The sequence below is a fragment of the Treponema succinifaciens DSM 2489 genome (genome assembly GCF_000195275.1).
In the GTDB taxonomy this organism is placed as follows: Bacteria; Spirochaetota; Spirochaetia; order Treponematales; family Treponemataceae; genus Treponema_D; species Treponema_D succinifaciens.
In genome coordinates, this window is sequence record NC_015385.1 from 1,652,000 (window position 1) to 1,664,669 (window position 12,670).

Consider the following 12,670-nt stretch of genomic DNA (forward strand, 5'->3'; position numbering starts at 1 on the left):
AAAATGAGCTACAGAACTCTCAATTCATATTTAAAAGAAAAATTCGGCTGCAAAGTTTACAAGATTTCACTTTCAACTGGCTGCACCTGCCCAAACCGCGATGGAACAAAAGGAACTGGAGGTTGCACATTCTGTTCACAAGGAGGTTCTGGAGATTTTGCGGCAAAACCAGCCCCAATAAAAATTCAAATTGAAGAAGCGAAAAAAAGAGTTGACTCAAAGTTTCCAAAAAGCATTCCGCCTGAAAAAAGAAAATACATCGCGTATTTTCAATCATACACCAATACTTACACAGACAAAAATATTACAATAGAAAAACTCAGAGAAATTTTCTTTGGCGCAATCAGCCGGCCGGAAATTGTCGCGATTTCAATTGGAACTCGCCCGGATTGCATTACAGATGAAATTCTTGAACTCCTATGCAAACTGAACAAAATAAAACCAGTCTGGATTGAACTTGGACTTCAGACAATCCATGAGCAAACCGCAAGAAAAATAAACAGAGGCTACACTTTAAAAGAATTCGAAAACTGTTTTTACAAACTAAAATCAGCAGGAATCGAAGTCATTGCGCATATAATCCTTGGGCTTCCTGGCGAATCAAAAGAGCTTATGCTTCAGACTGTAAAATATCTTTCCAAACTGAATCCAAAGCCCAACGGAATAAAAATTCAGCTTCTGCATATTCTTGAAGGAACAAAAATGGCGCAGGAATACAAGGAAAATCATTTTAAACTTTTTGAACTTGAAGAATACTGCGAATTTGTCTGCAAGTGCTTAAAAATTCTTCCGCCTGAAATTGTAGTCCACAGAATAACTGGCGACGGTCCAAAAAAAATTCTGATTGCTCCGCTTTGGTCCGCGGATAAAAAAAATGTTTTAAATACATTGAAGAATAACATAGAACGGTTTATTGACAATAAATTGCAATAGGAATAAAATAGTTCCCATAGAATAATTTATTCAAGGAGTTAACTTACCATGGTTAAAGTTGCAATTAACGGTTTCGGCCGCATTGGTCGCCTTGCATTCCGCCAGATGTTTGAAGCTGACGGATATGAAGTAGTTGCTATCAACGATCTTACAAGCCCAAAAATGCTTGCTCACCTTCTTAAATATGATACAGCACAGGGTGGATTCATGGGAAAAATTGGTGAAGGAAAACACACAGTTTCTCACATTGATGACGTTCTTGCTGAAGACGGAAAAACTGTAAAAGAACCAGGTGCTATCGTTGTAGATGGAAAGAAAATCACAATCTACAAGGAAGCTAACGCTGCAAATCTCCCTTGGGGAAAAATCGGTGTTGATGTAGTTCTTGAATGTACAGGTTTCTATGTATCAAAGGCTAAATCACAGGCTCACATTGATGCTGGTGCTAAGAAAGTTGTAATTTCAGCTCCTGCTGGAAACGACCTTCCAACAATCGTTTTCAATGTAAACCACAAAACTCTTACAAAGAACGACAATATCATTTCCGCAGCTTCTTGTACAACAAACTGCTTGGCTCCAATGGCTAAAGCTCTTAACGACTATGCTCCAATCCAGAGCGGAATTATGTCTACAATCCACGCTTACACTGGTGATCAGATGATTCTTGACGGTCCACAGCGCAAAGGCGACCTTCGCCGTTCACGTGCAGGTGCTCAGAACATCGTTCCTAACTCAACAGGTGCTGCAAAGGCTATCGGTCTTGTAATTCCTGAATTGAACGGAAAATTGATTGGTTCAGCTCAGCGTGTTCCGGTTCCAACAGGATCTACAACAATTCTTACAGCTGTTGTAAAGAAAGCTGGAGTTACAAAAGAAGAAATCAATGCCGCAATGAAAGCCGCTGCAACAGAATCTTTCGGATACAACGAAGACGAAATCGTTTCTTCAGATGTAATCGGAATGAAATTCGGTTCTTTGTTCGATGCAACACAGACAATGGTTTCTAAGATTGCAGATGACCTCTATGAAGTACAGGTTGTTTCTTGGTATGACAATGAAAACAGCTACACATCTCAGATGGTAAGAACAATCAAATACTTTGCAGAAAACTGCTAATTATAGTTAGTTTCTGAAGGAAAAGGGCATCCTGAAAATGGGTGCCTTTTTTGTTTTAAAGTATTTGATTGTTCTTTCATATTTAATTTGTCGCAAACTCTTCGAGTTATGCTCAGGCACAATGCTACGCACTTGCTTGCATTGTGGGTTCTCACAATCAAATACTTTGCAGAAAACTGCTAATTATAGTTGGTTTCTGAAGGAAAAGGGCGTCCAGAGAATGGATGCTCTTTCTGTTTTTACGTATTTGATTGTTCTTTCATATTTAATTTGTCGCAAACTCTGCGAGTTATGCTCTGGCACAATGCTACGCACTTGCTTGCATTATAGAACAGTTAAGTATTTTCTTTTGTGATAAAAAAAACAAATTTCCTATTTTTTATATCCCTTATACCATTTTGCGAATGCGCCCAGGCCTTGTTCCAAAGTAGTCGCCGGTTTAAAGCCAAAGTCTTTCTCAAGGTCTGAAACATCAGCGAACGTCTGGTAAACATCACCCGGCTGCATTGGCAAAAGTTCCTTCTTACCTTGCTCAGAAATTATATTTTCCTTTATAAGGCAATTTTCAAGGATTTCAACAAAGCGCATAAGACTTTCCGGCCTGCTGTTTCCAATGTTGTAAATTTTATATAACGCGCCGTCATCTGTAGCTTCCGGAGTTTTCTGCATAACTGCGCGAACGCCTTTCACAATGTCATCAACATAAGTAAAATCGCGGTACATATCTCCGTTATTGTAAATTTGAATCGGCTCGCCTTTTACAAGTTTATTTGTGAATTTAAAATATGCCATATCAGGACGTCCCATAGGTCCGTAAACAGTAAAGAAACGCAAGCCTGTGCATGGAATTTTATAAAGTTTTGAATACGCGTGCGCAAAAAGCTCATTACTTTTCTTTGTCGCGGCATATAGCGAAACCGGATTGTCAACCTTATCTTCTGTTGAATAAGGAACTTTTTTGTTTGAACCGTACACGCTGCTTGAAGAGGCAAAAACCAGATGTTCAACCGGATTATGGCGGCAACATTCAAGAATATTGTAAAAACCAATCATATTTGAATGAATATATGCATCGGGATTATCAATTGAATAGCGGACGCCAGCCTGCGCCGCCAAGTTAACCACAACAGCAGGATTATACTTTTCAAAAAGGGAATCCAACAAGGATTTATCCGCTATGTCGCCTTTTACAAAAGTAAAATCTTTTTTCAATGAAGAAAGCATATCAAGACGTTCCTGCTTCAACGAAACATCATAATAGTCAGTTATACAGTCAATTCCTATAATTTTTATACCGGAAACATTTTCCAAAAGATTTTTACACAAGAAACTTCCAATAAATCCGGCTGCGCCAGTAACAAAAATCGTTTTATTTTCTAAAGAAATATTTGACATAAGGAGAGTATAGAACTTTCAGTTAAAAAAGTATAGAGTTTTTAAATCATGATAAAACAGAAATAATTTTTCTTGCGGCAGAAAAAAATAAAAAAAACTCGGCTTATTCACAAAATCAATGTAGAACTGCCCTCTTTTTATGCTATAATATTATAAATTCCAATTCATGAGGTTTTTATGACTTACGTTTATGTTCTGGTTTCCGGCAAAAATGACTTATATTACGAGCAGGCGCTGATGTCAACCTATTCTTTACGGAATCTTATGCCGGACGCAAACGTAGTTCTTCTTGTGGACAATAAAACCGAAGACTCAATAAATTCAGATTCCCTAAAGCGCGCAGAAATCAAAAAATATGTTTCAAAAATAATTTCTGTCCAGTTTGATGAAAAAGTCTCAAATGCAGAACGTTCAAGGCTCATAAAAACTTCAATTCCAGAATATATTGACGATGACTTTCTATACATTGACTGCGACACAATAATTGCAGATGACCTTTCAGAGATTGAAAAGACACCGTATAAAACCGCAGGAATTCTTGATGGACACGTAATGCTGGATGAGCATATACATAAAAAGTATTTTTTAGAGCGAGACAAAAAGCTTGGATTCCACGGAACACAAGCCGCGGACTGCAATATAAATGGCGGAGTTATTTTTGCCAGAAAAGGCGAAGAGTCAAAAAATCTTTTTAAGGCATGGAACGAAGCGTGGAAATATTCTGCGTACCAAAAACATGATTTCCATGACCAAAGCGCGCTGAATGAAGCCAATTACAGAACAGGCTTAAAAATGCGGCTGCTGGACGGAGAATGGAACTGCCAGCCAAGCCACGGCGGATTGGCATTTTTAAAAGATGCAAAAATCATCCATTATTATTCCAGCGAATTTTCAGGAAAAAACTACATTCCATATTACAAGCTTGCGGACAAGGAACTTCAAAACCGGATAAAAACTGAAGGAAAAATTTCAGACGACATAAAAAAAATGATAGATGACCCTAAATTTCAGTTCAACAAAGTCCATCTAATAAATGACCAAAGAATTGTAAGCATAATGCAAAGCCCGATTGTATTCACTGTTGCAGACATAAAAGCAAAAATGCCGTGGCTTTTTAATTTCATGGAAGCGCAGTTTTCGTTTTTCAGAAAAATTGGAAAAAAAATAAAGAAGTAGAAAAATGTCAAGCCGGATTTTCATTTATATCCGTCTGGCTTTTCCATTTCATTTGAGTCTTGAGTCGGCTCATATTTTTTGCGTTTTACAAATCCGTTGTCAAAATAGAAAGTTACAGCTTTGCATTCAGAGCGGATTTCGTCAATTTCATCGCGCACAAGAATTTTTGCGCCAGGATAAACAGTTCCGCTTGCATTTACGCAGCCAACAACTTTCAATTCTCTGTTATGAGCGTTGATTTCGTTGATTTCAGTTGTCATTTTTTCACTTGAATCCATCAAATCAACACGCTGATTTCTTAAGTTCGCAAGTGTTTCCTCTTTTTCCTTTGGAAGCGAACGGCGCACTTTTTTCTGGTTTTCCAAAGTTGAAATATTCAAGTCAACTTCTTCAAGCTGCTTAACAACATTTGACTGCATTTCCTGAAGTTCCTGCAATCTAAGTTTTGCCTTTGGATCAAAACCAACTTCAAGAATTGTTTCTATTCCTCCACCAGAAGAGCCGATGTTCTTTGCAGTGATTTCCTCTGTTGCAAAAAGATGACCGCCAATAATAGAAGCGCGCTTTCCCTTTAAGAGGATTTTTTTCATCGCAGTAACATTGCTGTTCATAATGTTGTCATTTACAACAACATATTCTTCCGCTGTAACTTTTACATTCTGAAGGAATCTTGCCCAGACAGATTTGCTTGTAATTATCTCGCCTTCATCGCGGCCCATAACGCCTTGAGAAATAACAATATCGCCGCCAGCTTCAATATGGCAGTTTCCAACAGAACCGTAAATTTCAATATTTCCGTCTGCCTTTATGCTGAATCCGTCTTCAACGTTTCCGCGGCAAACAACAGTTCCCATGTAAGTGATGTTTCCAGATTTGATGTTAACGCCCGGAACTTCGTAAACTTCTTCAACTGTAATTTTGTCGCCGACCAAAATTACGTTTCCATTTTTCTCTGCAATAATGGTGCGTCCGTCTGAATCAAGCTTTGTGTTTTGTCCAAGCGGAATCGGAATGTCTTTTCCATTTTTTGCTTCAAGATAACGACCAAGAATAGTTTTTCCGCCCTTTCCGCGCTGAGGAAGAACTTTTACCGCCAAAGGCTGACCGACAACAACGTTTTGAATAAGGTTAAGTTCTTTAAAGTCAACCTGACCATTCGCAGTTTCCTTTAGCCTAAGTTTTGTCTTGTCAGTTTCGAATTTGTAATCAATATACGCATCTGTGCCGTTAACAGGAAGAATCGCAGCCGCAACTTCATAAGGCATATTGTAAATCGGATTGTCAATGAACGAAATTATTTTGTCATCTTCAATTCCAGCGACAACACCTTGCGTCTTTAAAGCATTCTTTATATTTTCCGCGGAAATTTCAGAGCCGCCTTGAGACGGAGGTGAAACAGTAATGGTTGCCTGCATTTCATCCTTGGAAATATCGACAGCCATAACAGCATCTCCTGCCGCAATATGGGTAAAAGTTCCAACTTCCATATAATTGTTGTCAGTGCCGTCTTCCGCGAGTTTCTTTAAAAGCTTTTCATCTAGAGAAGTATTGTCCGGCCGCCGGGCTTCATTTATAAGATCAGAAGCAGAAACTGGCGTTCCAGAACCTTTTGGCAATGTAACTTTAACAAATATGCGCGAGCCAAATCTATGCACATAGAACATTCCATCAACTCTTTCATTTTCAGCATTGCTTGCACCAGCCAGCTCTCCAGCAAGAAACGCGGCTTCTTTTTCTTTTTTCTGACGGATTACAGTAGGATTTTCATATACGCGGATTCTCCAAGGCTTTTTCATAAGACCAATAACGCCTTGGCTTCCTCTTTCTATAACTTCATATTCAAGATTGTTTTTTTTTGAATCAAGCTGAACAGCCGCATCATCAAGACATTCATCCAATGTGTCTGCTCGGACTTCAACAGTATGAATGTCCTTGTCAAAAGCAAGCTGCTTTTCCATGTCTATTCTAAGCTTGTCAAGAGTTACCATAAAACCTCTTAAAAAATTCCTTTGCGGACGCTTGTAAGTTTTGCACGCAAACGCAAATTCGCCTTTGAATGAAGCTGGCTTATGCGGCTTTCACTTACATTAAGAACCTGACCAATTTCCTTAAAAGACAAATCCTCGTGGTAATAAAGAACAATCACCATTTTTTCATTTTTAGGAAGTTCATTTATAGCCTGAATTATAACTCTGCGGATTTCCTCACGCTCAACAATGACATCAGGATTAAGACTGTTCGGAGCCTCAATGCTATCTCCTATTGAAACGTGCTCGCTCTCATCCCCAGAATACCAAACATCGTTCAGTGAAAGCACACTTGTTCCGCTTACCTTCATAACAGCCGACTGATATTCAGCTTCTGTCATGTTCATGGCTTTTGCAATTTCCGCATCAGAAGCCGTACGTCCCAATTTGGACTCAAGCTCAACAATCGTGTCTTCTATCTCGCGGGATTTTTGGCGCACAGAACGCGGTACCCAATCCAGTTCCCTAAGTTCATCGAAAATCGCACCCCTTATGCGTGTTGTTGCATAAGTCTTGAATTTTACACCTTTATCAATGTCAAATTTATTTATGGCATCCAAAAGTCCAAACTGTCCAAAACCAACAAGATCGTCAAATTCCACGCTGTCTGGCATTCCTGTGGAAACTCGTCCCGCAACCCATTTTACAAGGGGCATATACTGACGGATTAAACGGTCTCTTATTGCGACAGATTTGCTTTTTTTATACTCATGCCAAAGTTCGGCTTCTTCGTTTTCATCTAAAATTTGATTTGCCATGTATCCCACACCCTTGCTAGAAAAACTTTAGAAACTTCAATTCCAAAGATTTTCGTTAATATCCCCATATTACATTTCATCTTTTTTTAGCAACGTCCTTATTGCGCTTGCAATTGTCTTTGTATCCTGTTCTACAGAAGCTTTGCCATCTGTAGGCGCAGAAGGAAGCTTTTCCGAAGAATCACTCTGAGCAAAATCGGAATCATTTATAACGTCTCCGTCATCATCTGATTCTCCAGAAAAAACATCAATATCAGGCAAAGCATCTATTTCCTGCGACTGGGCAGATTTTTCAGCAGCCATAGCCACTGGCTTAATTTCAGGCTCAGTTTTTTCAGGTGCGCTAGAATCCGCAGCAGGAGCTGAATTTTCTACCGGCTCATCAACAGAAGGAGAATCAGCTTTTGGCAAAGAATCAGCATCAGGAACACCTTCCGCTTTTTCTTCTATTTTTGAAGCCGTTCCTACAGAGCCACCGCCATTAAAGAAATTCTTATTTGCGCTCACATCAAAATTTGGAGCCGCCTCATCTTCTGTAAGGTTTTCGTCATCTATTGTAATATTCACAACAGAGCCAGCCTTAGAAAACGGCTTTTTTCCAGCCTCGTCTTTTGAATCCAACAAAGTTTCAACCGAGAGAAAACGCTTATTCAAAAAACCTGCCGCAAATGCCAAAAGCGCAAAAACCACGGCAAAAACAAATCCACGGAAGGAAGCAACAAAAAATCGATGAGTAGAAATAATGCTTATAAGGAAAGACAGAACAAATCCAACACCAGCAGAAGCAGCTACATTTTTTAAATTGAACATGTTCTTTCCTCCCGTTTATTATATTCTTATAGATTAAGGCAAAACACCTCTAAGGTCAAGATTTATTTTTTCTTGCCCCCAAGGAACTTTTTAAGGAAGTTTGAAACCCCTGCATCCGATGGAATGTCAGTTTTTTCTATTCTGCCCACAATATGCTTTAGGCACACAGCAGGCTTGGAAGTCGGATTTATAATCATAAAAGGCTTTTGGCGTATAACGGAAGCTTGAACAACTGGGTCATCATAAACAAATCCAATATATTCAACCTTGTAATTCAAGAACTGCGCTACAATGTTGATAATCAAATCCGAAATGCGCTTTCCTTCATCAGAAGAATGAACTCTATTTACAAGAAGCTTCAAATTTATCTGCCTTTGAAGAAGCTCTGTTGTGATTATTTTTATAATTCCGTAGGCATCAGTAATTGCGGTTGGCTCAGGAGTTGTAATTACATAGACTTCATCGGCGGCGGAAAGAAACTGAAGAACATTATTTGAAATTCCAGCTCCAGTATCTATTATGATAATGTCGGCATTTGAAAGGGAGGCAAATTCCTTAGCAAAGTAGTCAAGCTCGTCATTTGAAAGATTTGCGATTTTAGAAAATCCGTTTGCGCCTGCAATAAACTTAAAGCCAAATTCCGTATCCAGAATTATTTCGTTCATTGTTTTCTTACGGTTTATTACGTGCATAAGATTGTACTGCGGAACAACACTCAAAAGAACATTTACATTCGCCATTCCCAAGTCGCCATCAATAAGTATGACTTTTTTTCCAAGTTGGGAATATGCAATCGCCATGTTTACTGCGATATTAGTTTTTCCAACTCCGCCCTTTCCACTTGTTATAGCAATTATTCTTGTTTTATGTGGAGCTGCCGGCCTAGCGAAATTATCTTCATTCATAAGAGCGCGCAATTCTTTTGCCTGTTCTTCCATTTATATTCTCCTGTTGCCCTGATTCAATTTTTAGATTACTCTGTTTCTTTATCGGCAGTTCCAAACTTTTTTTCAATATGTTCTGCGTTGATTTTAAATCCTGAAAGATTTTTTAAGAACCACTTTGGATCTGCCCGCTGAATTGTATTCAATACATCCTGGCCTGTCGTAATCCAGGACACAGGCTTGTTCTTTTCTGACAAAACGCTTATAACACGACCAAACGATGTAGTTTCATCGCATTTTGTAACAATTATGCTTTTAAAATCAAATCCTTCATAATTGCGGATTATATTTTCCAAGTCTTTTGCGCTCACTCCAGCTGTAATCGCCAGATAAACATTTTCGTTTAAATTCTTAACATTTAAAATGGTACGCATTTTCGCTATGTTTTCATAATCATTCGGACTGTAGCCACTCGTATCAATAAAAATATAGTCAGAATTAGAAACATAGCTGTCGCAAAGAATTTTCAAGTCCTCAGAACTTTCAGCCTTGTCAACATTCACATTTATAATTTCAGCCCAGCGTTTAAGCTGCTCAATGGCTGCAACACGCATTGTGTCTGTTGTAATCATGCGGATTCTAGGCGGATACTTATATTTTTCGCGGTTCTTTTTATAGTCGATTGAAATGCGGGAACTCATCTTTGCGACTGTAGTTGTTTTTCCAACGCCTGTAGGTCCGACAATTATAATAACTTTCGGCGCAGATTTTTTTTCTTCAAAAGCAATCGGAATATTCTCTCCAATCCAGTCCGCCACACAAGTCTGAACATAATCAAAATCATCAAGCTCTTCAAGGCTGAATTCGTTTTTCATTCTTGAGCACATTTTTTTTATGTAGGATTTTGTAAATTCGTTTTCTTCAAGAAGCTCCTGAATCTTTAAAATTGAAGAATGCTCCTTTTCCGCAGAAGTAGCCTGAACAATTGTTTTCATCTGCTCCTGCATTTCATTTTTAAACTGGTCGAACTGCTTGGTGAGCTGCCCGATCTGAAGATTATTCGTAACAGTTGGATTTACTTTTGTTAAAAATTCATCGCGCTTCTGCAAAAAAGAATCCTGATGAGAATGAATAATAGGAGAAGAATTTTGAAGCGGAAGTCCGCCTGTTGAAGAAACTCTTGTGTGGCCAGAACTTGCAGGATAATTGACTTTCCTTGTAAAAGCGGACTGTTCCAATGAAGAATTTGTAACTTGGTATCTTAAAACAATCTGCTCACGCTGAAAAAAACCAAGGAATCCTGCGGAAAGCCTAGTTTTGCAGCCAAGCACTTGAAAGTTTGTTCCATATTTATCGTAAAGTTTATCCATGCATTCATCGCGGGAACGACCTGTAATGCTTTGGACATTCGTGTTAAGCTCATTGTCAGCCATTTATTTCTCCAAGAGATTCAACTTTTATATTTGGCGAAGCTGCCATCACTTCGTTTATAGACAAAACTATTATTCCAGGCATCTCAAGCTCTGTAGAAGATTTTACAAGCCGTCGCACTTCAGACGGACACAAAATAATAGGAAGATAATTTCTTTCACGGACAGCGGCAACAGCATTGCTCATTGTAGAAATATAATTTCTTGCGTCAACAGGATCAAAAGCGACAATAGGACCTTTGCCCGGCATATCGGCTCTATGGTCAAGAATTTTCTGTGCAAGGCTCTGCGAAAGATTAAGGACGTGAAGAACTTTGTTTTCATCCGCATATTGCTGGCATATCTGCGCGCCAAGAGCCTCACGAACTTTTTCTGTAAGAGTCCAAGGGTCGCGTGTAAGTTTTCCGTAATCTCCCAAAGTTTCAAGAATAACAACCATATTTCGGATGCTGACCTGCTCTTCAAGAAGATTTTTAAGAACAGCTTCAATTTCACCATAAGAAAATCTGTGGTCGCCTGTTGTAACTTCATCAACAACAACAGGATTCGTTTTCTTGATCTCTTCAATAATCGCGCTGACACTCTGGCGGCTAAGAATTTTAGAAGCGTTGCGTCTTATAAGCTCCGTAAGATGGGTTGCAATTATAGTAGGCGCGTCAATCACCGCATAGCCGGCTTTTTCCGCTTCAAGCCGCTTTGAATCAGGAAGCCAAATCGCATCCATTCCAAACGCAGGGTCTTTTGTTTTTTCTCCGACAATTTCTCTGTCTTTAGGAACATTTCCAGTGTTCAGGCACATAAAATGCCCAAGTTTAAGGCGTCCCCTTCCGGCTTCAATTCCGCGGATTTTAAACGAATATTCTTCCGGCGAAAGTTCCATTTGATCCATAATATGAATCGGCGGAATAACAAGTCCAAGGTCAAGGGCAGCTTCACGGCGGATTCTTTTTACACGCGACATGAGCTCCGCGCCTTTTTCATCGTCAACAAGAGGAATAAGCGCATAGCCGATTTCAAGTGAAAGCTCATCCAGCTTGACAACAGGAGAAATTTCCTCTGGTCCGCCATTTCCTTTTTGCGGAGAATTTTTTGCCTTTTCAGCTTCCATAGTCTTTTGCTCTTCTTCTTTTGTCTTTAAGTGCGAAAGCCGGGAGCCAACAAAAATAAACAAAATTCCAATCGGAACAAGAGTCGCAGTAGCTCCGTTGTGGAATGCAAGGCCAAGAGCCACCAACGTAGCTCCAACAATGACATAAATTGTTCCATTTGCAGAAAACTGCTCTTTGAGCTGGTCTGAAAGCAAGTCGCCGTCGTTGCTTCCGGTAATCAAAAGACCCGTTGAAAAAGAAAGCAGCAAAGACGGAAGCTGAGACATAAGACCGTCGCCAATCGTAAGCTTCGCATAGCTGTCAAGTGCATCAGTTATAGAAGCTCCCGCCATAGTTCCAGTTACAATTCCTCCGATAAGGTTTACAACTGTAATAAAAATTCCAGCCTTTACGTTTCCGCTTACAAATTTAGAGGAACCGTCCATTGCAGAATAAAAGTCAATTTCCTGCCTAAGCTGATTAATTTTAAGCTCGCCTTCTTCTTCTGTAATAGAACCGTTGTTAATCTGATTTTGAATCGTAAACATTTTGTTGTTCATGGCATCCAAAGTAAAACGCGCTGTAACTTCGGAAACACGGTCCGCACCTTTTGTAATTACAAGAACCTGAACAACAATCAAAATAATGAAAATTATAAATCCGATTAAAACTTTATCGCCAGCAACAATGTTCGCAAACGCCTGAACCATTTCGCTCTGCCCAGCCATATGCCCGGAAGTTTTTACCGGATGAACAAGAATATTTCTAGTGGAAGAAATATTTATCGCAAGCCCAAAAATTGTTGTTATAAGGACGACCCTCGGAAACGATGTAAAATCCGCAGCACGCTTCATATAGATAACGGTCAAAAGAATTATAAAAGAAAGCGCAAGGTTTATAACCATTGCAAGATCTATAAAAGCTGTTGGAAGCGGAATAAACATAAACAAAACAACAACGATAACACCTACCGCCAGTGAATTGCGTAAAACAAAATTTAAAATACTACCGCCTGAGCCGCGCTTTTCCGCCATCGAGTCCCCACCCTAACTA

The 12,670-nt window shown here is 39.3% G+C and carries 10 protein-coding genes; 3 read left to right on the plus strand and 7 right to left on the minus strand.

Annotation, left to right across the window (positions count from 1 at the left end):
- Window positions 1-3: 3 nt before the first annotated feature.
- Window positions 4-933, plus strand: a complete 930-nt coding sequence (gene mnmL / locus TRESU_RS07820) for a tRNA modification radical SAM protein MnmL/YtqA (RefSeq protein WP_013701709.1) — start codon at window positions 4-6, stop codon at window positions 931-933.
- A 48-nt stretch (window positions 934-981) separates the two neighbouring features.
- A complete protein-coding gene (gene gap / locus TRESU_RS07825) occupies window positions 982-2,049 on the plus strand; it encodes a type I glyceraldehyde-3-phosphate dehydrogenase (protein ID WP_013701710.1) in 1,068 nt (355 codons plus the stop codon).
- A 372-nt stretch (window positions 2,050-2,421) separates the two neighbouring features.
- On the opposite strand, the gene TRESU_RS07830 is transcribed toward gap, so the two are convergent.
- A complete protein-coding gene (locus TRESU_RS07830) occupies window positions 2,422-3,444 on the minus strand; it encodes a GDP-mannose 4,6-dehydratase (RefSeq protein WP_013701711.1) in 1,023 nt (340 codons plus the stop codon).
- A 177-nt stretch (window positions 3,445-3,621) separates the two neighbouring features.
- Here TRESU_RS07830 and TRESU_RS07835 point away from each other — a divergent pair, with 177 nt between their 5' ends.
- A complete protein-coding gene (locus tag TRESU_RS07835) occupies window positions 3,622-4,620 on the plus strand; it encodes a glycosyltransferase (RefSeq protein WP_013701712.1) in 999 nt (332 codons plus the stop codon).
- A 20-nt stretch (window positions 4,621-4,640) separates the two neighbouring features.
- On the opposite strand, the gene TRESU_RS07840 is transcribed toward TRESU_RS07835, so the two are convergent.
- The 6 genes from TRESU_RS07840 to TRESU_RS07865 all read right to left on the minus strand — a co-directional run bounded on the left by TRESU_RS07840 (window position 4,641) and on the right by TRESU_RS07865 (window position 12,651).
- On the minus strand, window positions 4,641-6,608 hold the full coding sequence (locus tag TRESU_RS07840; RefSeq protein WP_013701713.1) for a FapA family protein: 1,968 nt from the start codon (window positions 6,606-6,608) through the stop codon (window positions 4,641-4,643).
- 8 nt (window positions 6,609-6,616) lie between these two features.
- Window positions 6,617-7,405 (minus strand): RNA polymerase sigma factor WhiG, encoded by a 789-nt coding sequence (gene whiG, locus TRESU_RS07845; protein WP_013701714.1) that lies wholly within the window; start codon window positions 7,403-7,405, stop codon window positions 6,617-6,619.
- Between the two features lie 69 nt (window positions 7,406-7,474).
- A complete protein-coding gene (locus TRESU_RS07850) occupies window positions 7,475-8,215 on the minus strand; it encodes a hypothetical protein (RefSeq protein WP_013701715.1) in 741 nt (246 codons plus the stop codon).
- 62 nt (window positions 8,216-8,277) lie between these two features.
- The gene (locus tag TRESU_RS07855) at window positions 8,278-9,153 is read right to left on the minus strand and encodes a MinD/ParA family protein (RefSeq protein WP_013701716.1); all 876 of its coding nucleotides are present in this window, start codon (window positions 9,151-9,153) and stop codon (window positions 8,278-8,280) included.
- 35 nt (window positions 9,154-9,188) lie between these two features.
- Entirely contained in the window at window positions 9,189-10,532 is a 1,344-nt protein-coding gene (locus TRESU_RS07860) for a GTP-binding signal recognition particle SRP54 G- domain-containing protein (protein WP_013701717.1), read from the minus strand.
- Window positions 10,525-12,651, minus strand: coding sequence for a flagellar biosynthesis protein FlhA (locus TRESU_RS07865; RefSeq protein ID WP_013701718.1), 2,127 nt, complete (start codon window positions 12,649-12,651; stop codon window positions 10,525-10,527). The genes TRESU_RS07860 and TRESU_RS07865 overlap by 8 nt, the downstream gene beginning before the upstream one ends.
- Between the last annotated feature and the right edge of the window lie 19 nt (window positions 12,652-12,670).